Origin of the sequence: Oerskovia sp. NPDC060338, assembly GCF_042726295.1 — a bacterium.
Taxonomy (GTDB): Bacteria; Actinomycetota; Actinomycetes; order Actinomycetales; family Cellulomonadaceae; genus Oerskovia; species Oerskovia merdavium.
Genome location: NZ_JBHXCQ010000003.1, coordinates 35,463 through 54,441, shown reverse-complemented (window position 1 = coordinate 54,441; position 18,979 = coordinate 35,463). Strand labels below are relative to the sequence as shown.

General features: G+C 71.0%; 30 protein-coding genes. 4 read left to right on the top strand and 26 right to left on the bottom strand.

Annotated features, from left to right (window positions below):
• Nucleotides 1-10: 10 nt before the first annotated feature.
• Entirely contained in the window at nucleotides 11-1,228 is a 1,218-nt protein-coding gene (locus ACFWGN_RS04335) for a toxic anion resistance protein (protein ID WP_056648538.1), read from the bottom strand.
• Between the two features lie 217 nt (nucleotides 1,229-1,445).
• On the opposite strand from ACFWGN_RS04335, the gene ACFWGN_RS04330 reads away from it, so the two are divergent.
• On the top strand, nucleotides 1,446-2,081 hold the full coding sequence (locus ACFWGN_RS04330; RefSeq protein WP_377615847.1) for an alpha/beta hydrolase: 636 nt from the start codon (nucleotides 1,446-1,448) through the stop codon (nucleotides 2,079-2,081).
• Between the two features lie 233 nt (nucleotides 2,082-2,314).
• Here ACFWGN_RS04330 and ACFWGN_RS04325 read toward each other — a convergent pair whose 3' ends face one another.
• Complete coding sequence (locus tag ACFWGN_RS04325; protein WP_377615846.1) at nucleotides 2,315-3,070, bottom strand: ABC transporter permease; 756 nt, start codon at nucleotides 3,068-3,070, stop codon at nucleotides 2,315-2,317.
• 127 nt (nucleotides 3,071-3,197) lie between these two features.
• On the opposite strand from ACFWGN_RS04325, the gene ACFWGN_RS04320 reads away from it, so the two are divergent.
• Genes ACFWGN_RS04320 through ACFWGN_RS04310 form a run of 3 tightly spaced genes read left to right on the top strand, consistent with a single transcriptional unit; the run spans nucleotide 3,198 to nucleotide 4,567 of the window.
• Complete coding sequence (locus ACFWGN_RS04320; RefSeq protein ID WP_377615845.1) at nucleotides 3,198-3,398, top strand: hypothetical protein; 201 nt, start codon at nucleotides 3,198-3,200, stop codon at nucleotides 3,396-3,398.
• Nucleotides 3,399-3,433: 35 nt separating this feature from the next.
• Nucleotides 3,434-4,249 carry a tyrosine-type recombinase/integrase gene (locus ACFWGN_RS04315; protein WP_377615844.1) on the top strand — a complete coding sequence of 272 codons (816 nt, stop codon included), beginning with the start codon at nucleotides 3,434-3,436 and terminating at the stop codon, nucleotides 4,247-4,249.
• Nucleotides 4,250-4,264: 15 nt separating this feature from the next.
• On the top strand, nucleotides 4,265-4,567 hold the full coding sequence (locus ACFWGN_RS04310; RefSeq protein WP_377615842.1) for a hypothetical protein: 303 nt from the start codon (nucleotides 4,265-4,267) through the stop codon (nucleotides 4,565-4,567).
• Between the two features lie 51 nt (nucleotides 4,568-4,618).
• On the opposite strand, the gene ACFWGN_RS04305 is transcribed toward ACFWGN_RS04310, so the two are convergent.
• The 24 genes from ACFWGN_RS04305 to ACFWGN_RS04190 all read right to left on the bottom strand — a co-directional run bounded on the left by ACFWGN_RS04305 (nucleotide 4,619) and on the right by ACFWGN_RS04190 (nucleotide 18,630).
• Nucleotides 4,619-4,879: a hypothetical protein gene (locus tag ACFWGN_RS04305; protein WP_377615840.1), complete on the bottom strand. Its 261-nt coding sequence runs from the start codon at nucleotides 4,877-4,879 to the stop codon at nucleotides 4,619-4,621.
• A complete protein-coding gene (locus ACFWGN_RS04300; RefSeq protein ID WP_377615839.1) occupies nucleotides 4,869-5,060 on the bottom strand; it encodes a hypothetical protein in 192 nt (63 codons plus the stop codon). Before ACFWGN_RS04300 ends, ACFWGN_RS04305 begins: the two co-directional genes overlap by 11 nt.
• Nucleotides 5,057-5,716 (bottom strand): M15 family metallopeptidase, encoded by a 660-nt coding sequence (locus ACFWGN_RS04295; RefSeq protein ID WP_377615837.1) that lies wholly within the window; start codon nucleotides 5,714-5,716, stop codon nucleotides 5,057-5,059. The genes ACFWGN_RS04300 and ACFWGN_RS04295 overlap by 4 nt, the downstream gene beginning before the upstream one ends.
• Nucleotides 5,713-6,228 (bottom strand): hypothetical protein, encoded by a 516-nt coding sequence (locus tag ACFWGN_RS04290; protein WP_377615836.1) that lies wholly within the window; start codon nucleotides 6,226-6,228, stop codon nucleotides 5,713-5,715. The genes ACFWGN_RS04295 and ACFWGN_RS04290 overlap by 4 nt, the downstream gene beginning before the upstream one ends.
• Complete coding sequence (locus tag ACFWGN_RS04285) at nucleotides 6,212-6,379, bottom strand: hypothetical protein (RefSeq protein ID WP_377615835.1); 168 nt, start codon at nucleotides 6,377-6,379, stop codon at nucleotides 6,212-6,214. Before ACFWGN_RS04285 ends, ACFWGN_RS04290 begins: the two co-directional genes overlap by 17 nt.
• Nucleotides 6,376-7,137, bottom strand: coding sequence for a hypothetical protein (locus ACFWGN_RS04280; RefSeq protein WP_377615834.1), 762 nt, complete (start codon nucleotides 7,135-7,137; stop codon nucleotides 6,376-6,378). The genes ACFWGN_RS04285 and ACFWGN_RS04280 overlap by 4 nt, the downstream gene beginning before the upstream one ends.
• Nucleotides 7,130-8,344: a hypothetical protein gene (locus ACFWGN_RS04275; protein WP_377615833.1), complete on the bottom strand. Its 1,215-nt coding sequence runs from the start codon at nucleotides 8,342-8,344 to the stop codon at nucleotides 7,130-7,132. The genes ACFWGN_RS04280 and ACFWGN_RS04275 overlap by 8 nt, the downstream gene beginning before the upstream one ends.
• Entirely contained in the window at nucleotides 8,341-8,703 is a 363-nt protein-coding gene (locus tag ACFWGN_RS04270) for a hypothetical protein (RefSeq protein ID WP_377615831.1), read from the bottom strand. The genes ACFWGN_RS04275 and ACFWGN_RS04270 overlap by 4 nt, the downstream gene beginning before the upstream one ends.
• Nucleotides 8,703-10,091 carry a hypothetical protein gene (locus ACFWGN_RS04265; protein WP_377615830.1) on the bottom strand — a complete coding sequence of 463 codons (1,389 nt, stop codon included), beginning with the start codon at nucleotides 10,089-10,091 and terminating at the stop codon, nucleotides 8,703-8,705. The genes ACFWGN_RS04270 and ACFWGN_RS04265 overlap by 1 nt, the downstream gene beginning before the upstream one ends.
• Nucleotides 10,092-10,096: 5 nt before the next feature.
• Nucleotides 10,097-10,609 carry a hypothetical protein gene (locus tag ACFWGN_RS04260; protein WP_377615829.1) on the bottom strand — a complete coding sequence of 171 codons (513 nt, stop codon included), beginning with the start codon at nucleotides 10,607-10,609 and terminating at the stop codon, nucleotides 10,097-10,099.
• Nucleotides 10,606-11,058, bottom strand: a complete 453-nt coding sequence (locus tag ACFWGN_RS04255) for a hypothetical protein (RefSeq protein WP_377615827.1) — start codon at nucleotides 11,056-11,058, stop codon at nucleotides 10,606-10,608. The genes ACFWGN_RS04260 and ACFWGN_RS04255 overlap by 4 nt, the downstream gene beginning before the upstream one ends.
• 11 nt (nucleotides 11,059-11,069) lie before the next feature.
• Entirely contained in the window at nucleotides 11,070-11,453 is a 384-nt protein-coding gene (locus tag ACFWGN_RS04250; RefSeq protein ID WP_377615826.1) for a hypothetical protein, read from the bottom strand.
• Nucleotides 11,450-11,797, bottom strand: a complete 348-nt coding sequence (locus ACFWGN_RS04245; RefSeq protein ID WP_377615825.1) for a hypothetical protein — start codon at nucleotides 11,795-11,797, stop codon at nucleotides 11,450-11,452. The genes ACFWGN_RS04250 and ACFWGN_RS04245 overlap by 4 nt, the downstream gene beginning before the upstream one ends.
• A gap of 2 nt (nucleotides 11,798-11,799) precedes the next feature.
• Nucleotides 11,800-13,401, bottom strand: a complete 1,602-nt coding sequence (locus ACFWGN_RS04240; protein WP_377615824.1) for an HK97 family phage prohead protease — start codon at nucleotides 13,399-13,401, stop codon at nucleotides 11,800-11,802.
• Nucleotides 13,373-14,500 carry a phage portal protein gene (locus ACFWGN_RS04235; RefSeq protein ID WP_377615823.1) on the bottom strand — a complete coding sequence of 376 codons (1,128 nt, stop codon included), beginning with the start codon at nucleotides 14,498-14,500 and terminating at the stop codon, nucleotides 13,373-13,375. The genes ACFWGN_RS04240 and ACFWGN_RS04235 overlap by 29 nt, the downstream gene beginning before the upstream one ends.
• Before the next feature lie 60 nt (nucleotides 14,501-14,560).
• Nucleotides 14,561-14,737: a hypothetical protein gene (locus ACFWGN_RS04230; protein WP_377615822.1), complete on the bottom strand. Its 177-nt coding sequence runs from the start codon at nucleotides 14,735-14,737 to the stop codon at nucleotides 14,561-14,563.
• 12 nt (nucleotides 14,738-14,749) lie between these two features.
• On the bottom strand, nucleotides 14,750-16,237 hold the full coding sequence (locus ACFWGN_RS04225) for a hypothetical protein (RefSeq protein WP_377615821.1): 1,488 nt from the start codon (nucleotides 16,235-16,237) through the stop codon (nucleotides 14,750-14,752).
• The gene (locus ACFWGN_RS04220; protein WP_377615820.1) at nucleotides 16,234-16,569 is read right to left on the bottom strand and encodes a hypothetical protein; all 336 of its coding nucleotides are present in this window, start codon (nucleotides 16,567-16,569) and stop codon (nucleotides 16,234-16,236) included. The genes ACFWGN_RS04225 and ACFWGN_RS04220 overlap by 4 nt, the downstream gene beginning before the upstream one ends.
• A gap of 89 nt (nucleotides 16,570-16,658) precedes the next feature.
• Nucleotides 16,659-16,934, bottom strand: a complete 276-nt coding sequence (locus tag ACFWGN_RS04215; protein WP_377615819.1) for an HNH endonuclease — start codon at nucleotides 16,932-16,934, stop codon at nucleotides 16,659-16,661.
• Between the two features lie 29 nt (nucleotides 16,935-16,963).
• Nucleotides 16,964-17,101, bottom strand: coding sequence for a hypothetical protein (locus tag ACFWGN_RS04210; protein WP_377615818.1), 138 nt, complete (start codon nucleotides 17,099-17,101; stop codon nucleotides 16,964-16,966).
• Nucleotides 17,098-17,379 (bottom strand): hypothetical protein, encoded by a 282-nt coding sequence (locus ACFWGN_RS04205; protein ID WP_377615817.1) that lies wholly within the window; start codon nucleotides 17,377-17,379, stop codon nucleotides 17,098-17,100. The genes ACFWGN_RS04210 and ACFWGN_RS04205 overlap by 4 nt, the downstream gene beginning before the upstream one ends.
• Nucleotides 17,376-18,104, bottom strand: a complete 729-nt coding sequence (locus tag ACFWGN_RS04200) for a DUF2637 domain-containing protein (protein WP_377615816.1) — start codon at nucleotides 18,102-18,104, stop codon at nucleotides 17,376-17,378. Before ACFWGN_RS04200 ends, ACFWGN_RS04205 begins: the two co-directional genes overlap by 4 nt.
• The gene (locus tag ACFWGN_RS04195; protein WP_377615815.1) at nucleotides 18,101-18,433 is read right to left on the bottom strand and encodes a hypothetical protein; all 333 of its coding nucleotides are present in this window, start codon (nucleotides 18,431-18,433) and stop codon (nucleotides 18,101-18,103) included. The genes ACFWGN_RS04200 and ACFWGN_RS04195 overlap by 4 nt, the downstream gene beginning before the upstream one ends.
• On the bottom strand, nucleotides 18,430-18,630 hold the full coding sequence (locus ACFWGN_RS04190; RefSeq protein ID WP_377615814.1) for a hypothetical protein: 201 nt from the start codon (nucleotides 18,628-18,630) through the stop codon (nucleotides 18,430-18,432). The genes ACFWGN_RS04195 and ACFWGN_RS04190 overlap by 4 nt, the downstream gene beginning before the upstream one ends.
• Nucleotides 18,631-18,979: the final 349 nt, after the last annotated feature.

Genomic DNA, 18,979 nt, shown 5'->3' with positions numbered 1-18,979 from the left:
GGCGTCCGGATCAGACCTTTCCGAGGTCGAGCGCGCCCGTGGCGGCGCCGGTCTGGTCGCCCTGGGCCACGCGGTCCAGGTACTCGCGGGCCTTGGTGGTCTCGGTCTCCAGGACGCCGATGGTCTGCGCCATCGAGTCGAGCGCCTGGACCTTGAACGTCGAGATCGAGTCCATGGTCGCGTAGATGTTCTGGAACGCGGCCTGGAGCTGGGGGAGCCCGACGGTCGCGCTCGCAGCCTGCGACTGGATGGACGCCGACTGGTCCGCGAGCATCTTGGACGTCGAGGCGATCATGTTCGACGTGGTCGTGTTGAGCGCCGTGATCTGGTCCAGGACGAGCTTCTGGTTGGCGAGGGCCTGGGCCACGATGACGGCCGTGCGCAGCGCGGAGACGGTCGTGGTGGTCGCGCGGTCGACGCCCTTGATGAGCTCGACGTTGTTCTTGATGACGATGTCGATCGCGAGGTAGCCCTGGATGGACACCGCGAGCTGCGTCAGGAGGTCCTGGTGCTTCTGGCGGACGTAGAACAGGACGTCCTCGCGCAGGGCCTTGGCCTTCTCCGGGTCCGTCGCGTCGAGCTCGGCGGTCTTGGCGGACAGCTGCGCGTCGAGGCGCTCGGCCACGTAGATGTACTGGTTGAGCCGTGCCATGGTGTCCCACAGGTGCTGCTTCTCGAGGTTGAGAGCCGCGTTGTCCTTGCGGAGCTCGTCCTGGCCGTCGTAGAGCGCACGGATGATCGCGTTGAGGTGGCCCTGGGCCGACTCGTAGCGGCGGAAGTAGTCCGTCAGCTTGTCGCCGAACGGGATGAAGCCGAGGATCTTGCGGCCCATGCTCGCCTCGGACGGGTCGAGGTTCTCGACCGTGCGGCGCAGCTCGAGGAGCGTGCTGCCCACCTTGGAGCCCTCGGACAGCCCGCCCTCCTTGAGGGCGCGCACGGGAGTGGCCAGCAGGCGGTTCGAGGAGTCGGCAGCGGTGCGGATGTCCTGGTCGCCCATGGTGCGCACGTCGTTGGCCTTGGCGGCGAACTCGGGGGAGCGGGCGTCGGAGGCCATGAGCGCGTCCAGGTAGGACGTGACCTTCTGGTCCAGGCCGGGGATCGCTGCCTCGTCGACACGCGGGGCCATCGCTGGAGCCTGCGTGGTCGCGACGGGCTTCACGGGCTCGGGTGCCGAGAGCACCAGGTGCTCGGTCGCGGCGGGGGGCTGGAGCGGTGCTGCCTCGGTCATCGTGATCCTTCGCTCGATTCTGCCGGTCGGCTGCCGGGGCGCTGACCGGACGCCGATCCTGGAGCAGGGGTCAGCGCGAGACCCACCCCTGAAACCCGGCGAACCGGGCAAGCCGGTCCACCGACCGGTCCCGGGAGTATATCCGCGACGGGTGGCCGGTTCTTTACTCTTTCACGCCCTGAGGGGGGTGAGAACTCCCCATGGAAGGATTCTCGGCATGAGCGCTGACATCACGGTCCACGTCCGCGGCAGCAACCAGGCGAGGCGACCGCTCCTGCTGCTGCTCCACGGGTTCGGTTCGCACGAGCACGACCTGCCCGCGATCGCCGGGCACCTGCCGTCGGTGTGGGACTGGGCCTCGCTGCGAGCGCCGCTGGCCGCGGGCAACGGAGGGTTCTCGTGGTTCCCTCTCGGGGTGCCCGGGCGGCCCGACCCGCAGCCTGTGGCGGCCGCGACCGCTGCGGTGCTCGCCTGGCTCGACGTGAACGTCGAGCCGGGGACCGCGGTCGTGCCCGTGGGGTTCTCGCAGGGCGGGCTCATGGTGACCCAGCTCCTGCGGGCCGCGCCCGAGCGGTTCGCGGCGGGCGTCGTGCTCTCGGGCTTCGTGCTCGACGCGGAGCTGCCCGGCGATTCGGCGCTCGCGGCGCGCCGGCCGCCGGTGTTCTTCGGCCACGGCGATGCGGACCAGGTCATCGCGCCCGACGCGACCGCGCGGACGTCGACCTGGCTGCCGCGGTTCACCGACGTGACCGAGGTCGTCTACCCGGGGTTGCCGCACTCGATCAGCGCCGAGGAGCTCGCCGACGTGTCGGCGTTCCTGGAGAAGGTGCTGCCGGCTGCTCAGGCCCGGTAGGTTCGGGCGGCTCGAGGCCTGGTCGCGTTCGAGGAAACAGCTCGCCGGTTCTGTTGGCTTGGCCCGCCGGCCCGACGTCGGAGCGGGCGTCCCGGGTGTCTCGGCCGGATGCCCGGGCTGGGCCGCCAGGGGGCGGGTGGTGTTTTCGTGTAGCCACCACCATTGTGGTGGTTACACGAAAACACCACCCGGAGATCCCCGGCCAGCCTGCCGCCGCAGCTTCGTCGCCCGTCCTAGCGGACCGCGACGACAGGCCGGGCAGCCGCCCACAGCGGAGCCGTCAGCACCGCCGTCCCGACCGCGGAGATCGACTGGGCGGCCAGCAGCCCCACGAGCACCAGGAGCTGGACCTGGGCGGCCCGCCACGGTTCGGCCCCCGCGAGCAGGAGCCCGACGAACGCCCCGGGCAGGGTGACCAGCCCGGCCGCCCGGGTCTGGTCGATCGCGGGGACGAGCGCGCGGGCCGCGGCCTGGCGTCCGAGATCGGCGACCGACTCGCGCCGCGTGAAGCCCAGCGCCAGCATGGCCTCGACCTCACCCCACCGGTGAGCGACGTCGTCGCGCATCCGCAGGCCCGCGAGCGAGGCCGCCGTCATGGCGCCGCCGATGACCTGGGCCGTGAACGGCAGGATCTCCTGCCCGGTCGGGGCAAGTGCCCCCGCCGCGAGCACGACTCCCAGCACCACCGCCGGTCCGGTACCGATCGAGACCAGCAACCACGGCAGGGCGGCCCAGCCGCCACCGATCCGCCGCGCGGACGTGACGCCGGCGGCCACGAGCATGACGGCCAGGTAGGGGACGACCGCGGCCGGGTGCGCGAAGATCCATCCGATCACCAGCGCGACCAGCGCGAGCTGCGCGGCCGCGCGCAGGACCGCGACCAGGGCATCAGGGACGGTGCGACGCCCCGTCCAGGCCAGGACCCCGCACGCGAGGGCGACCAGGACGAGGACCGCGACGGCGAGCCGCAGGAGGTCGGCGAGAGGCATGGGGAGATCGTGTCAGAGACACGGCGAGGCGCCGTCGCGACGACGCGCGGTGGTGCCCCGAGCAGGACTCGAACCTGCAACCTACGGTTTTGCGGTTGCCCGCGCGCCGACAGCTGGCGGTGGCCTCGTGAACATCCACGAGCGCGCGGAGGCTGTGCAGCTGCGGTGGCGCGAGTACCCGGCCGAGCGGTACGCGCGCTGTCGGACAGGTTGGGACCTCGGCGAGGCCTTCGCAGGCGACGTCGAGACGTGGCACGCACTCGGACGCGATGTCGGCCCGCTGATCGCGTCCTACCGCGCGCGGCGCGCCGAGCTCGAACCTCGATGACGAGCGCTCGCCGGACGGCAGCGCTGAAGTGGGGTATGACCTCTGACAGCATGACGTGGGAGGCCGCGATCGACGCATGGCTCACAGCGCTGCGAGCGGCCGGCCGTCCCGAGACCACGATCCGCACCCAGCGGCAGCATGTGCAGCAGTGCGCCGCGCAGGGGGGGCTCCCGTCACCGTGGGTTGCGACGTCGGCGAGCCTGCTCGCGTACATGGGCGCCCGAGACTGGGTGCCCGAGACGCGCCACGGGCACCGCACGAGCCTGCGAGGCTTCTACGCCTGGGGCGTGAGGGCCGGCTATATCGAAAGTTCACCCGCGCACGAGCTGCCGTCCGTCCGCCGGACGCCGCCCCGGCCGCGCCCGCTGCCCGAGCGGCTCCTGACCGACGCGCTACGCCGGGCGGACGGGCGGACGCGGCTCATGGTGCGCCTTGCCGGTGAGCACGGGCTACGGCGTGGTGAGGTCGCCGCGGTGCACTCCCGTGACGTCATCGTGGACCTCGTCGGCTACTCGCTCGTCGTGCATGGCAAGGGCGGCCGCGAGCGGGTCGTGCCGCTCGCCGACGACGTCGCCCGCGCGATCCTCGGCGCACGCGGCCACGCGTTCCCAGGGCAAGTGGACGGGCACGTCTCGCCGTGGTGGGTCGGCAAGCTCGTAGGCCGGGTCCTGCCCGAGGGATGGACTACACACACGCTGCGGCATCGGTTCGCAACGAGGGCCTACGCGATCGACCACGACGTCTTCTCGGTCCAGGAGCTCCTCGGCCACGCGAGCGCCGAGACCACCCGCCGGTACGTGCAACTCCCGGATGATGCCAAGCGCCGGCTCGTGGCCGCGGTGGCCGCGTAGCGCTACGCTCCGGGCATGAGCACAGACGGCGACAGCAGTTTTGGACCCTGGATCGGTGGCCGGCAGTCTGAGACCACGCGCCCAATTGCGGGAACGGACCACGAGGCCAACGTCCGCCGGCTGCTCGCGATCGAGGAAGCCCGCGAGGAACGCCGGGTGCGCCGGAACAAGATCCTTGTCTGGGTCGTGGTCGCCGCGGTGATCGCCGGCATCGTCGCCGGCGTGGTGATCAAGAAGCGCATGGAGCAGGCCGCGCATGACAAGCGTGTGTGTGAGATGTACAGCTCGATGGTCGGTATCTCGGACGAGGACTGCTGACAGCGCGGAGGACCCCGGCCGGGTGGTCGGGGTCCTCCGCGTTGTGGCCGGCTACGTGGCGAACGGGTCGAGGATCACGACGCCGACGACGGCTGTGAGGATCAGTCCGAGGACCACGCGCATTGCCCACTTCTGCCAGTCCTCCAGTGCGACGATGCGCGCCTCCAGGTGACCGATGCGCACGTAGTCCGCGGCGCTCTTCGTGCTCGATGTGTTGACGGCGACCGTCAGCGTCTCCAGCTGCTTCTCGACGCCCTCCATGCCGCGTGCGAGCTCGCCGAGGGTGACCGCGGTGGTCTGGTCAGGACTCATCGCCGCCCGCCGGGGTGTTGGCCGCGGCGAGACTCGTGCCGAGGACCGCGGCGCCGGCGGCGAGCCACAGGGGCGCGGACTGGCCGTCGATCACGCCGTAGGCCACGAGAAGCGGCACGGCAGCGGTCGTGACGCCGTAGAGGTACCGGCGGGTGCGGGGCGTGGGCATCTTGAGCTTCATCGGGTGCCCGGGACCTTGGGCAGCGCGTCGAGCTGCGCCTGGGGGATGGTGGTCACGGTCGAGCCCTGCTTGGTGTAGACGTCGAACTCGAGGCCGTCGATGTACCGGCGCAGGCCGGTCGCGGGGTCCAGGACGTAGGTCGCGGGGGCCTTGTCGCCCTTGATGAGGTGTGCCACGTCGGGCTTCCTTTCGGTGGGGTGGGTGTCGTTGGCCGGGGTGTACTCCCAGTGCCAGGGCTCGTTGATCTTCACGCCGGCGTCGTTGTTCCAGCCGTGGATGTGGGCGACCTTGGCGAGGGCTCGGTAGTGCTCGCTCGTGAAGGACGTGAGGGCGAAGACGTCCACGGCCAGGCCGAGGCCGTGGTCCGAGGTGCCGGGGACGGCTGCGGCCGCGCCGCGCATGCGCACGTACCGGGTGCCGGCGTAGTGGCGCACGTCGCCGTAGGGGCCGGCCCCGCTCGCGCGGGGCTCGTACCGCTCGAGGAAGATTTTGCGCTGCACGGACAGGGGCCGGTAGGAGTCGGTCAGGTTCGCGCGGGCCCCGAGCGCGGCGCGCACCCGGCCCCAGGAGTCGGCGGCGTCCGCGCGCAGGGCTTGGGCGGGCAGGCCGGGGATGGTGACGCGCTCGGCGGCGGTCAGGTTGCCGTTGGTGCTCACAGGGGGAACCTCATGCTCGGGATCAGGACGTGGTTGCCGTAGCCGCCGGCGGTGGTGATGGTGCCTCCACCGACGAGGGGCACGAACTGGACCGCGCCGGAGGGGTCGATGCGGGCGATCGAGGCGCCGAGGGATCCGCCGACGCCGACGGTGCCAGCGGCGCCCTGGATGTTGGTAGGCCGGTATCCCGAGGGCAGGGTCGCGACGGTGTAGGTGCCCGCCGCGACCGTGGTCAGGCCTGAGCCGGTGCGCGCGAGGAGAGTCGCGGAGAGCTCGACGGCGCCGTCGATGAGGCGGAGTCCGAGGGCCGGCCATCCGGCCTGTGGCGCCCACCCGGCCGCGAGGGGCAGGGCGGTGAAGCCGGCCGGGGGCGCTTCGAGGGCGGTCAGGCGGGCCCGGTCGTCCTCGACGGCGTCGGAGGTCGAGGTCGCGAGGAGGTTGAGGAGGTCGGAGAACGTCGCCTCGGTGTCGGCCTCGACGTACTGGTGGATCCCGTTACTGTCCAGCGGCACGACGGGTCACCTCCTCGACGAACCAGATGGTCTTCTCGGCGTCGGCGATCGCGAAGAGCTTCGTCTGCTCCCACGCCTCGTCGCTCGTGGGCTGGCCGAGCACGTAGTCGTTGCGTGCTCGCGCGATGGCCTCGATCTCTTCGGGGCTCACTTGTCCTCCAGATGTGTGATGCGGTCGGCCAGGGTGCGCACGACGGCAAGGAGTGCCCACACCACGAGGTGGTCGCGGATGCCGTCCGGGCGTCCCTGGTCGTCGTAGTAGACGAGCTCGGACAGGCCGAGGGCGTCGAGCTGCTCGGCGATCGCACCGTGGTCGCGCACGCCCTCGGGGTCGATGTGGCGGTGGAAGCCCACGGGCTCGATCGCCAGGACGGCGGCGGGGTCGATGTCCCAGGGGCGGATGTCGTCCTTGTACCGCTCGGAGGACGTCGAGCGGCCGAACAGGAGCCCGTCGTCCATCCACACCGCGAACCGGTTCGAGCCCGCCTGGCGGGTGTAGGACCCGCCCGTGGGCCCCTCGGCGTGGCGGACGTTGTCCGGGCCGCCGTAGGCGTTCGCCTTCCCGCCGACCGAGGCCGCGACGTTTCCGATCGCGGTGTCACGGGCGTCGAATCCGGCGTCGATCTGGGACCGGCTGTACGTCTGATCGCGCGTCCAGACCTCGGTCTTGTTCGGCTTGTTCTGCGACAGGTAGTCGAGGTCGGCCTGCACGGTGCTCGTGCCGTCCGTGCCGGAGGGCACGGCGGATGCTCGCAGGCCATCGATCCGGTTAGCCGGCGGGCGCCAGGTCGTCTTGACGTCGGCGATGTAGTCGCGGGTCTTGTTGATCTCGTCGTACCCGGTGCGGCGGTCCGCGGTCCCGGGGACGACGTCCATACCGGCCGCTGCTGCGGCGTCGCCGTTAGCCATGGGTCTCCTCCTCCAGCCAGGACTCGCCCACGGGCGAGTCGAGCCACGACTGACCGGCAGGCAGGAACACCCATGCGGTCGTCGGTGTGTCGATCAGGTCGCGGGTGCGGACCTGCATGGTGTCCTCGTCCAGCGACCAGGACACGCGCGAGGCCATGCCGGTCTGGATCGGGGCGCCGGGCGCGGTGATCGTCGCGACCTGCCCGGGGGTCGCGGAGTAGTCCGAGACCGCCGAGGGGGCGTAGACGCGGCCACGGCCACGAGCTCGCGCGAGGAGCGCGGCCGCGGCACCGGGACCGGGGAACGGGCGCTCAAAGGTGACGGTGTAGGTGCGGCGCGGGCGGGGGAGCCCGGCGACGTCGTACCGGGTCTGCTCGGTCCCCGCACCGTCGCGCCACCGGTAGATGACGACCACGGCGTCGTACCAGAGGCCGGCGTCACGGTCGATCGTGTCCTCGAGGCGCGTGAGGTTCGTCGAGGTGGAGAACGCGAGGGCGCCCGGGGCGGGGGCCAGGGGCTGCGTGAGCTGCCACGCGCCGCCCTCGTCGCACCACAGTCGCAGGCCGGCCGCCTGCACGAGCGGGGTGAGGTAGTCCCACCCGGAGGTGCCCGGCGTCCACGCGGCCGCGTCCGCCTCGATCGCGGCATCCTGTGCCCCGGGGGCCAGGACCCCGCCCACACGCGAGAGCACGAGCAGGACAGCCTCGCGCACGGTTGGCGCGTCCGGGGCGATAGCGACCGTGGACACGAGCCCGTAGTCCTGCATCAGGGCCTCGTCGGACGCGAGCGTGAGGACGACCGTCCCGGCCAGTCGATCGACCGGGCGCGAGCGGACTCCCAGGTTCAGGCGCCGGCGCGTCGAGGGCCGCATCCCGGCGAGGTTGTAGGGGCGCGCGTACCGGGCCGTGACCGCGGCCACCGACCCGGCGCCCGCGGCCGTGGACGCGGCCACCGACCCGCCCACGTCCGCCGTCAGCGCAGACACCGGCCACGGCTCACCGAACACGCATCGCAGCGTCAGGCGCACCCGAGCGTCCACGCGCGGGTCGATCGCGTCCAGGACCTCCTGTGCAGGCAGCGGGATCTGCACCGTGCCCTGCACGTAGGGCGACCACGACTCGTCGAGCGTGACCTCCCCGCCCGTGGCCGAAACCCGGTGACCGGTGCCGAGGACCTCCAGCGCGTACAGGTGCCGAGAGATCGTCACGAGACCTCCCGGTAGGGCACGGTCACGAGCCACCGGTGACGGGTCTGGGAGTCCAGAACGACGTTCAGACGGCCCGTGACGACGTACCGCAAGCCGTCCAGCCGAGGACGGTCAGTCGCCGTCAGCGACACCACGCCTGCGGCCGTCGTGTGCAGCTCCTCGACGGCATCGCGCGAGGGGTCGTCCGCACACAGGAAGACGAGGTTCCCCGCCCGCAGGCCCGTAGGGCGCAGCGTCACGTCCGGGTCGGGGCGGTCCAGGATGTCGTGCACGATCGTGCGCGCCTCGCGGTCGTAGGACAGATCCATGACGCCGAGCGGGGCGACGGACACGCCACCTGCGGTGATCGTGGTGCCCATCAGACAGCCGCCATCCCGAACTTCCCGAGGACCGCAATCGTGACCGGGCGCAGACGACCGGCAGCCGCGTTCACCTCGCGCTGCATCTGCCCCTGGTCCGCGGTCCCGGTGATCGTCACGTACCCGCCCGAGATCGAGTCGATCTCCTCCTGGACCTCACGGGCAGAGCCCTCGTCCGTGACGTCGATGACCTTGCCGTCAGGCATGGCGCGGAAGGCTCGGGTCACGCCGTCGATGGTGACTTCCAGGTCCTTCTGGGCGCCCGTGCTGATAGCTGTAGTGCGGGCGTTGTCCAGGGCCTTCTCGGCGGCGTAGTTGTCGGCCTCGGCCTTCGCGGACGCGGCCTCAGTGGCGGCGTTCAGGGCGTCGGTGTTCGTGGCGTAGGACCCGGTCACCGAGTCCACGGCGCCGGCGAGCCCTCGCGTCTTGGCGTCCATGGCTTCCATGGCTGCGGCGGTCTCGTCGGTCACGGTGACGTGGTCCGTCATCTCCTGCGCGACGCGGGCGCGGAGGTCTGCCTGCTCCTGGAGGAGCGTCGTGTTCTTTCCCTCGACGATGTTGAGCGCGTCGATGTCGCCGGCCATGGCGCGCAGCACGACGCCGCGCTCGATCCCGAGGGCGTTCGCTGTGGTCGTCGCGTCGGCCATCTTCTGCGTGTCCTGCGCGAACGCCTCCACGGACGAGGTGATCGAGAGCTCGCGGCCGAGGTTCGCGCCGGACTCCACGATGTTGGAGAACGCGTCGGAGAACGTGGCCTCGAACTGGGCGGTCTTCTCCTGGGCGCCGGCGATGAGGGGTCCGGCGAACATCTGGACGACCGCGCCACCAGCTAGGCCGGCGGCGACGCCGACCGGGCCGCCGAGGGTGCCGACCGAAACCATGGTGTCGGTGAGGCCGTCGACGACGGTCTCCATGTCCTCGCCGTCGAACCCGTCCTTGAAGCCGCGGACGACCTCGGCGCCGGCCTCGGCCATGTTCGAGACGAGCTCGGCTTTGAGGTTCTCTTTGAAGATGTCCTGGGCGGTGATCTCGTTGCCCTCGAACGCGTCCTTCATGTCGCGGGCGGAGTCCTCGACGCCCTTCGCCGTGTCCTTGGCCTGGGTCTTGACGTTCTCCAGGGCCTTGGTCAGGTCACGGTCGAGGTCGCCGCCCTCGCGCGCGGTGGTCTTCGCGGCGTCCGCGACGTCGTCCAGGCCGCGGACAGCGTCCCGGGCGCCGGCCTTGCCCGCGTCCCCGACGTCCTCCAGGGCATCGGCCGCGTCCTTGGCTGGACGCTCGACCTTGTCCAGGGCGTCCTCGACGTCGCCGAGGCTGTCCGCGACGCGCCCGATTCCCTTCTCGGCGCCGCCGGTGTCGGCGTCGAGCTTGATCTCGATCGGCTTCCCCACGGGGGCTACTTCCCTTCGGTGGCTTGGTTGATGCGGTCGTAGATCGTGGTCACCCACAGGCCGACGATCCGCGGGATCGTCTGAGACAGGGCCGGGTGGACGACGTACCCGGTGCGGCGCGCGGGGCGCAGCTGCCGGGACGCGTGCCGGGTGACGGTCGTTCGCTTGGTGCCCTGCTGCCGGTAGTACTTCGTTCGGCCCTGCCTGCGGGCTGTGCCGAACTCCATGGGCTTGGCGAGGTCGGACCCGGTCGCGCCGCCGCGGTGCTTCTTGTTCGAAGCGCCCGCGACGAGCACGATCGGCAGGCCGGGCCGGACCCTGGTCCCGACGCCGAACGTCTGGCGCTGGAGGTCGTCCACGCCACCGCTCGAGCGGGCCGCGTCGATCTCGCTCTTCCAGATGGGCTGTAGCTGCGCCCGTTGCTCCTTGCGGAGCGCGGTCTTGAGGTCCTTGGGTAGGGCGGTGAAAGCCCGCCGCACGCGGCGCAGCTCCTCACGGCGCCCCACCCGAACGGTCACGGTGTGATCGGCTTGGGGTAGATGACCGTGCCGTCTGCAGCCTTGATCGTGGGCTGCCCCTGGACGACCAGTGCGCACGAGGCCGTGGCCACGCCGCGCCCGCCGCCGACCTGGGACACGAGCCCGACCCGGACCTCGGCCTCGATCGAGGGGCCGGCCTCTCCTCCCTGGGGGCGGATCACGATGTCGGTGACCTCGTCGTACCGGGACAGAAGCTGCGCGTTGAGCGACGTGGGTGCGGACAGGTCCTGCCCGAAGTCGAGGTTGATCACCCACTGCGGGGTCTCGGCGTCGCTCTGGTCGTTGCCGGAGATCGGCTGCCACGGCACGGTGGTGGACGTACCGACGCAGGCTGCGGACGTGATCGCGTCCGCGTACTCGTCGGTGCCCGCACCGAACAGCACGGCGGCCTTCTTGATGTTCATCAGGGAGTGCGTGACGGATGCCATGGGGGTGCCTTTCAGGCGAGAGGGAACGGCGCGGACACGGTGATGTCCGCGGACAAGAAACCGGCCTCGCCGATGGTCACGACGCCGGGTGCGGACACGGTCTCGACCGACCATTGGGACGGGGAGTCCAGGAGTGCGGTGATCGTGGCGGCAAGGAGGATGTCCAGTGCGGACTCGGCACCGGCCGGGGTCCCGACGCCGGCGATCACCCGGACCTTGAACCGGAACGCCGCGGTGTTCGGGGTCGACTCGTTCGTGGTGTCGATCCACGGGTCGGCCGGCTCGACGACGAGCGCCGGGGGCGTGAAGCGGTCGGGCAGGCCCGGGTGGACGGACGCGCCCTCGATATCGCCGAGCGCGGCCGCCAGGTTCAGGCGGGCCTCGCCGGGGGTCATGCGAGGCCTCGCAGGACGTACACGTCCAGGACGGGGTAGGCGGTCACGAACGGGTCCCGGGGGGCGAGCATCCCGGCCCCGCCCTCGATGTCCCCGTACACGACCTGGCCGTTGGGTGCGTTGCGGCGCATCCACAGCTTCGACCCGACCTCGAGCACGGTGCCGGTGATCGCAGCGACGTCGCCCTCATCGAGGGTCTCGGCGTCCACGGATGCGATGTACCGGTTGACGAGGGCGAGGGCCTGCACGTAGACCGACGCGGCGCGCGCGTCGTCCACGCCGGCCTTGCCGCCGACGTGCTCCAGGAGGGCGGTCCCGCCCCCGTCATCCGGTTCGAGCTTCATGGTCAGGCGGTGCGCTCGACGGGGACGATCCCGGCGGGGATCTCGTCGGCGAGGGACTCGTAGTAGTAGACCGAGAAGTCGCGGGACAGGTTGATGATGTTGTCGTCCTGCAGCCGGGCGATGCCCGAGGTGTAGGAGCGGATCGCGAGGTTGTTGATGAACGCAGCACCGGGGGCGGTCTGCTTGGGGTTGAGCTGCACGCGGACCCCGGCGAGGTTGCCCGAGATGCCGGGGGCGTTGATCTCGCCCACGACGTTGGTACCCGTGCCGTGGACGGTCAGGAGCGGGCGCCCGTCCGTGGCGGTCAGGCCGGCGAGCTCCTTGAACCCGGTCTTGTCCACGACGAGGGCCTGGAGGTCCAGGCCGTTGTCCTCGTAGATCTCGGCGGCGTCCACGATCGCGGACACCCAGTCGACGTAGTCCGCGCCCGTGGCCGGGACGGCGACCGTGTTTCCCGCGGTGATCTGGGCAGCGACGGCCTCGGCGTAGTGGGCGCGGAACGCGACGTTGCGGCGTCGGTTCGCGGCGAGGTCCAGTGCGCGCAGGTGGTGGTCGAGGATCGCGACCGAGCTGCGCTGGATCGCCTGGAGGGACAGGCGTGTGTAGCCACCGAAGGTCTTGACCGGGGCGGTGTCGGTGGTGACCTTGACGATCCCGAACCCGAGGTCGGCGCCCTGGGTCGCCTGCTCGGTGACCTGCGTGGTGTCCGCCTCCAGGACACCGAACTCCAGGTTCATGCCCTCGGCCGGCAGCGGGCCCGAGGAGAACAGGTTGCGCAGCGTGGCCTTCTCCTCCACGAGGCGGGTGAAGTCGCCGACCCACCCGTCCTTGCTCACCGACTCGGCGGTCGTGGTGCCAGCAGGGGACCACGCGCGCTCCTGCACGTCCTGGTACTCGCGCAGCGCGACCTCGTCGCCGGACGCGATCGCCTTGAGCAGGGCGCCAGCGGTGCGGTACTGCGACGGGGCGGGGGTCTGGTCGCGCTTCTCCAGGGTCGCGATGACCTTCTCGAAACGACGCTCGAGCTCTTCGTTGCTCTCGCGCAGGGTGTCGAACGCGGCGCGCTCGACGAACTCGGGGGCGGGGGCGGTCATGGGGTTCTCCTTGTCAGGGGTGGTCTGGGCGGAGCGGACCTCTTCGACGGTCGCGCCCTTGTAGGCGGGGAAGGGGACGAGCGAGACCTCGCGGACTCGGACGTTGGTGCGGATGATCGACAGGGAGTCGTCGTCCTCGTTGCGGACCTCGCGGTGCTCGACCGGCTCGAAGCCCACGGACATGGCCTTGATGACGCCGTCACGCAGGAGCGTGTAGACCTCGTCGCCGCGCGGGGTCGCGGACAGGACGCCGGTGATCTCCCACCCGGCGTCGGTGTCGCGGGCCTCGGTGATGCGCCCGACCGGCTCGTTGTGCCGGTACAGGACGATCGCGTCGTCGGAGTCCTGGACGGCGCCTCGCTCGAACTCCTCGGTGTACCCCTGCCAGCCGATGCGGGCCGGGGAGTTCCAGGGGACAGCGATGCCGGAGAACTCGCGCTTGCCGTCCTCGGTGGCGGCGCGCAGCTGGACCTCGCGGACCTCAAGCCGCGGGGGTGTCGTGACGGACATCGTCGATCCCTTCGATCGGTGCGAGCTTCTCGATCGCGCGGACCTCGCTATGGCGGAGCCAGCCGCCGAGGATGCCGAGGTTGTGCGACTCGTAGCGGGTCTTGGTGTCGGAGCGCAGGAGCGCCTCGACGTTGAAGCGCGCGGTCTGTCCGCGCGGCAGGACCGCGGACAGGGCCTCCTCGATCTCGCGCAGGTAGGCCATGAGCGAGAACCGGATATACGCGATCCAGTCCTGCTCGACGTTCGCGTAGGACTGCGAGGACCCCTCGATCGCGGCGAGCATGAGCGAGGCCGGCACGCCGAGGAGCCGGGCGACCTGGGTCACGTTGAACTGCTGGGACTCCAGCCACTGGGCGTCGGCGGGCTTGAGCATGATCGGGGAGTACGTCAGGCCGGCGCCGAGGATGCGCACGCCGCCGTCCGCGGTGTCGTTCCAGACCTGCTTGTACGCCTTGGCCTGCTCGCCGGTCAGGTGCTGCTCGGTGGACAGGACGCCGTTGGGCTGGGCCTGGCCGTCGCGGAACCACCCGGCGCCATAGTCGCGGACGTCGATCACGCCGCCGAGCTCGACCTGCGCGGCCTGGATCGGGCCGAGGCCGGCTACCCGGCCGGGCACGCGCAGCAGCTCCAGGTGCGAGATGTCGGCGCGGGGGATCAGGTTGCCCTCGTACCGGTACTCGCGGGTGCCGTCGCGCAGCTCGCCCACGGTGACCTTGTGCGGGTTCAGCGGCTTGAGGTCGATGACCTCGGCGCGCTGGGAGTGGTTCGTGTGCCGCCAGAACGCGTTCCCGGTCGTCGCGAGCGAGACGACAGTCTCCTCGATCCACGCCGAGCGGGACATGTCCAGGCACGGCTTGAGCGCGAGCGAGGGCACCGGGATGGTCTGGTCTCGGCGGTCCACGTCGATCGAGAGCTGCGAGGCCGAGACCGCGTGGATCTGGATGCCGCGGAAGACGGTGGAGATCCCGAGGGCCTGGTCTGCGGTGACCGGCGCCATGCCCCGGGCCGGGGGGCGGACCCCGTCGAGCGGCCCCGGGGTCTCGCCCTCGGCGCGCTTGAGCAGGACGTACATGTCCCGCGCCTTCTCGATGATCCGCATACCGAGGACTCAACCGGGGGTTGTTCCGATCTATCGAACGTCCCCGGTCGGGTCGGCGTGTCAGGAGCGGTTGCCGTGCATCTGTCGCAGGACGTGGCTGTCGCCCGGGTGGGCGCGCAGCTCGTGGTGGCGCCCCTCGCGCAGGGCCTCGCTGCGGGACTGTCCGGGCAGGCCGCGCCAGCCGCACCCGCAGATCGGGAGGTAGGAACCGCCGCCGACGTCGACTCGTACTCGCATGTTCTGGGCTCCTCAGAAGATCTGGATGGTCGGGTTGATGCGGTCGGCGAGCCACGACGCGGTGGCGGCCGCGACGAGCGGGTCGATCGGGCCGAGAGAGTCCTTGCGGGACAGGGATGTCTGGTCCCCGCGGCGGGACTCGGCCGCGATCTCCAGTGCGCCGCGCAGTGCGTCCGAGCCGCTGTGTCGCAGGAGCGGGGTCGCCGTGTCGGGTAGGTCCTTGGAGTCCTTGATCGTGGCCTTGAACGCGGCCCACGCGGTGCCGGCGTCGCGGCCGTTGACGGTCTCGATCGTCAGGCCGGCGCGGCGCAGCTGGTCGGTGACGATGCGTGCGGGCCCGCCGTCGTCGGCGCCGATGTGCGCGGCGCCGGCGTCGCGCAGGGCGACGATGTACCCGGGGAGCCAGTCGGCCTGTGCGCGGTACTCCACGACGCGGACCTGCATGGTGCCGGCCTCGTCGCGCCACGCCTGCCACACGGCCGCGCTCGTGCGGTCGATCGCGACGTCGTAGGCGAACGCGACGTTGTCCGCGGACGGGGCGGGGACGTCCAGGTCCGCGGGGTTGGCGAGCGTGTCCCACAGGTCCATGTCCACGAGCGTGGTGGTCGCTCGCGTGGTGCGGTTCAGGTAGGAGCGGAGCCAGTTCGCGTGGGAGTTCTTCTCGGGCTTGGACTCGTCGCGCAGGTCCTCGATCGTGATCAGACCGTCCAGGCCCGGGTGGTAGTCCCACGTCGCGGGGTCGTAGGGGTCGGCGTCCTCGTCCGCGGACCACTCGAAGAACGCCATGGTCGCGGACGGGTCGCCGGTCGCTGCGCGTCCGATCGCCGCGAGCTCGTTGAGGTAGGTCGAGGACGCGTCGCCGGCTGCCGAGATGATCCACAGTTGCCGGTCGCGCTTGGTCACCATGGACGGGTTCAGCGCCGTGAGGACCTCGTCCATGTGTTCTTTCGTGAATGCCCATACCTCATCAAGCAATCCCAGGTTCGGGCTCTTTCCGTGCACGCCTTTCTTGGTCGGGGTGAATGGCTCGATCTTTGACCGGTTCGGCCACAAGCACTTCTGGTCACCCTTGCCGCGCTTGACGTCCACGTGCTGCCCCAGCGGCCCGGTCTCGATGTCCGCGACCATGTCCTCCCACCGGTCCGAGGAGTCCTTGCCGAGCTGCGCGGACATGACCACCGACGTGCCCGGACGCGTGATGCACCGGTCGGAGACGACCGAACGCATCAGGGTCGTCTTGCCGGCCTGCCTCGGCACGAGGATCACCACGACCTGGTAGCGCCACAGGTAGTGCGACCCGGGCGGGTTCAGCTCGCCCGCGACGTCCGCGACGTACCGCTGCCACGGCAGGTACGGGCGCCCCAGCGCGCGCGAGACCTTCGCCATCTGCGGGCCGCGCGTGCGCAGCGCGGGGTCGCGGAGCGTGTAGTACCGGGGCGGGCGGCGCAGGCCCGTGGGGTGCGCGAGGGCCGGCGCGGGCGCGGCGAGGGCGAGGCTCACGCGTCGAGGTCCTCGTCGGTCAGGTCGTCCACGATCTCGTCCCACCCGCCACCGCCGGCGTGCGCGGGCGAGGGCAGCGCTTCGAGGGACTCGCGGACCTCGCGCGCCATGGTCGTGGTCGCGATCGAGACCTTGCCCCACGCGAGGCCGCGATCGACCGCCGAGGACATCTCGAGGATGAGCTGCACCGAGAGCTCGTGGGAGTCGTCGAGGAGGCCGGCTGCGCGCTTGGCCGCGATCGTCTTCTCGGCGGCGGCTCGGATCTTGCCCACGCCCGCCGGCTGCTGCACGGGATCGATGGGGTCGAACAATCCTTGAGGAGCCTCGTGCATTCTCGGTGCCTTTCAAAGTGGATCCGGGCCGACCCGGGTTTTTTTGGGTGAGTTCGGGGGGAAAAGGAAACGGCGAGCGGGGTTTCCATTCATCCGTCACGGAAAAACGGACCGCCCGTCTCGGGCTCGGGTCGACGACGGAACGACGCGAGCAGGTCGGCGGTCAGCGGCCGCGCACCACGCCGGGAGTTGCAGCGCGTGTGCGCGGGGCGCAGGTTCGACAGGTCGTTGGTCCCGCCGTACTTGCGCGCGATCAGGTGGTCAGCGGACGGGCCGTCCGGGTGGCGGCGGGGCAGGTCGAGACGGATGCCACGCAGGCACAGGTGACAGCGGGGCCCGTAGGTCCGCATCACCAGTGCCGTCATGGCTACCGCCTCGCGCCCACCCCACCCGGTCACCGGGCCACGACCCGCCACGACACGAGCCCGCGCAGGCCGCGTGCGGTGTGGTCGCTCGTGGTCGGGTGGCGCAGGTCGAGGACGCACTGCGGTGCACCGTCCGACGCCGGGCCACGCTCGGGGCAGCGCGTCATCGCGGGTCCACGCGGATGCGGTAGCGGCGGGCGCTGCGTGCCACAGGCAGGACCGAGGCGAGGTAGCGGTAGCGGCTCGGGATCAGGATGACCCGCTCACGCATGATCGGCTTGCGCGTGAGCGGGTTCCACACGATGGGGTCACCGACGACCTGGACAACGAGCCACTGGCCCCCGGGGGTGACCGCGACCGAGGCGCGATCGACGCGGTTGGGGTCGAGGTAGGCGGACCGGACGATCGACATCAGGTCGCTGAACATCGCGGAGTTGGTGCTCATGCGGTGTGCACCTCCTGGAGGAGCTTGAACGTGGGGGCCGGCTGCTTGGCGGTGACGGTCGAGACGGCGGTCTTGCTCACGCCGACCTCGGCGGCGATCGCGCGGACGGTCATGCCTTGGGCGCGCAGCTCGCGGATGGTGGCGCGCTGGGCGTCGGTGATCGGACGGGGGCGGCGGGTCTCGCGTGCAGCGGCACGACGGGCGGCGAGCGAGGCGTGGGCGGTGGCGGTGACGTGCTGGACCTCGACGTCGCGCAGCACGGCGAGCGGGTGCGGCGTCGGGACGGCGGGGGCGTCGTGTTCGGGCTTGGCGATGATGAGGTCTGCGAGGGTATGCGTGGCGAGCAGGACGGCGATGGGCGCGAGGCCGGCGATCGTCATGCCCGCGATGGTCTGGACGAGGGCGGGGGCGTCGGTCCAGGCGTGCAGGCCGTTGGCGGTGACGGACACGAACGTCCACAGGGCGAGCGAGCACCATGCCCGGGCGGCGGACTCACCGCGTGCCCTGGCGACGAGGGCGGCGAGCGTGTAGACGAGGATCGCGAGGTCGATCGTGACGGGGACGGCCCACGAGAGCCACGACGGGACCGAGGCCCACGCGGCGACCGCGACGAGCCCGGCGAACGAGAGCATGAACGACGTCACGGCGAGGAGGCCGGTCATGACGGACGCGACGACGAGGACGGCGAGGCGGTCGGGGTTGATGCGTGCGGGGCGGTGGCTCATCGGTTCATCTCCTTGAGGGTGCGGATCAGGTGCGAGGTCTGTGCCCACGCCTGCCCGGCGTAGTTCTCGGCGGACACGTAGTCCAGGCGGACGTCCTCGTCGGTCTCGGCGCGTCGCAGCTCGGCGAGGTCGTCCATCACGCCGTTGATGACGCCGCGGGCGATCTCGGCGACCAGGCGCAGGTTGCGCAGCGACGGCGGGAGGAGGTCGTCGTCCCCGTCGAACTCCTCGTGTCCCTCGTGCTCCTCGTCGAGCGCGGTGAGCTCGAACGGGATCGGGTCGTCGGGGCCGAACAGGTCACGGGGCGTGGGGCACGTCGTTGTGGTCACTGTGTCTCCAGGTCGGTGAGTAGGTCGTGTGCTGCGAGGGCTGCGGTGTCGGGGCGTTCGGCGGCCGCCTTGGCTTGTGCTGCTGCTCGTCGGGCCAGTCGTCGGCAGGAGGGGCAGCCGGGCTCGTTGCGCTTGGTCTTGAGGTACCTCGGGAAGCCGTGGTCGCACTCGGTGATGTGGTACTCGGTCTCAGTCATCGGGGGGTCACCTGCCTTCGGGTGGCTGCTGGGTGGTGGGGCTCATGCCCAACCTGGGGGTTGGGCCTCGTGGGAGTGAGCGGCGGGAGCGGGGCCCCCTGTAGTGGCTGAACACGAACGTGTTGAGCCACTACAGGAGGCCCGTGGTGGTTCTCGCGGTCGATCGCTTCGGTCGCTTACAGGCCCACGCCACGGGGATTACTCGTACGCGTCGGGACCGGGATGTGGGCGACGGGCCCGGACGGCCGTGATCGTGCCGCCCGGGATGCGCAGCTCGTCGCTGCGCCCTCATGCTCCGGGTCCGCCTTTACGCGCGCCCGTCGTCCTCGGGGATGCCCTTTGGTCTCGC

Coding starts and splice junctions, on each gene's coding strand:
- ACFWGN_RS04230 (WP_377615822.1), bottom strand. CDS start 14,737: ATGCGAGTACGAGTCGACGTCGGCGGCGGTTCCTACCTCCCGATCTGC.
- ACFWGN_RS04315 (WP_377615844.1), top strand. CDS start 3,434: ATGACCTCTGACAGCATGACGTGGGAGGCCGCGATCGACGCATGGCTC.
- ACFWGN_RS04310 (WP_377615842.1), top strand. CDS start 4,265: ATGAGCACAGACGGCGACAGCAGTTTTGGACCCTGGATCGGTGGCCGG.
- ACFWGN_RS04200 (WP_377615816.1), bottom strand. CDS start 18,104: ATGAGCCACCGCCCCGCACGCATCAACCCCGACCGCCTCGCCGTCCTC.
- ACFWGN_RS04245 (WP_377615825.1), bottom strand. CDS start 11,797: ATGAAGCTCGAACCGGATGACGGGGGCGGGACCGCCCTCCTGGAGCAC.
- ACFWGN_RS04300 (WP_377615839.1), bottom strand. CDS start 5,060: ATGAAGCTCAAGATGCCCACGCCCCGCACCCGCCGGTACCTCTACGGC.
- ACFWGN_RS04250 (WP_377615826.1), bottom strand. CDS start 11,453: ATGACCCCCGGCGAGGCCCGCCTGAACCTGGCGGCCGCGCTCGGCGAT.
- ACFWGN_RS04330 (WP_377615847.1), top strand. CDS start 1,446: ATGAGCGCTGACATCACGGTCCACGTCCGCGGCAGCAACCAGGCGAGG.
- ACFWGN_RS04190 (WP_377615814.1), bottom strand. CDS start 18,630: ATGACTGAGACCGAGTACCACATCACCGAGTGCGACCACGGCTTCCCG.
- ACFWGN_RS04220 (WP_377615820.1), bottom strand. CDS start 16,569: ATGCACGAGGCTCCTCAAGGATTGTTCGACCCCATCGATCCCGTGCAG.
- ACFWGN_RS04270 (WP_377615831.1), bottom strand. CDS start 8,703: ATGGGCACCACGATCACCGCAGGTGGCGTGTCCGTCGCCCCGCTCGGC.
- ACFWGN_RS04335 (WP_056648538.1), bottom strand. CDS start 1,228: ATGACCGAGGCAGCACCGCTCCAGCCCCCCGCCGCGACCGAGCACCTG.
- ACFWGN_RS04325 (WP_377615846.1), bottom strand. CDS start 3,070: ATGCCTCTCGCCGACCTCCTGCGGCTCGCCGTCGCGGTCCTCGTCCTG.
- ACFWGN_RS04280 (WP_377615834.1), bottom strand. CDS start 7,137: ATGGCTAACGGCGACGCCGCAGCAGCGGCCGGTATGGACGTCGTCCCC.
- ACFWGN_RS04215 (WP_377615819.1), bottom strand. CDS start 16,934: ATGACGGCACTGGTGATGCGGACCTACGGGCCCCGCTGTCACCTGTGC.
- ACFWGN_RS04305 (WP_377615840.1), bottom strand. CDS start 4,879: ATGAGTCCTGACCAGACCACCGCGGTCACCCTCGGCGAGCTCGCACGC.
- ACFWGN_RS04210 (WP_377615818.1), bottom strand. CDS start 17,101: ATGACGCGCTGCCCCGAGCGTGGCCCGGCGTCGGACGGTGCACCGCAG.
- ACFWGN_RS04235 (WP_377615823.1), bottom strand. CDS start 14,500: ATGCGGATCATCGAGAAGGCGCGGGACATGTACGTCCTGCTCAAGCGC.
- ACFWGN_RS04255 (WP_377615827.1), bottom strand. CDS start 11,058: ATGGCATCCGTCACGCACTCCCTGATGAACATCAAGAAGGCCGCCGTG.
- ACFWGN_RS04240 (WP_377615824.1), bottom strand. CDS start 13,401: ATGTCCGTCACGACACCCCCGCGGCTTGAGGTCCGCGAGGTCCAGCTG.
- ACFWGN_RS04205 (WP_377615817.1), bottom strand. CDS start 17,379: ATGAGCACCAACTCCGCGATGTTCAGCGACCTGATGTCGATCGTCCGG.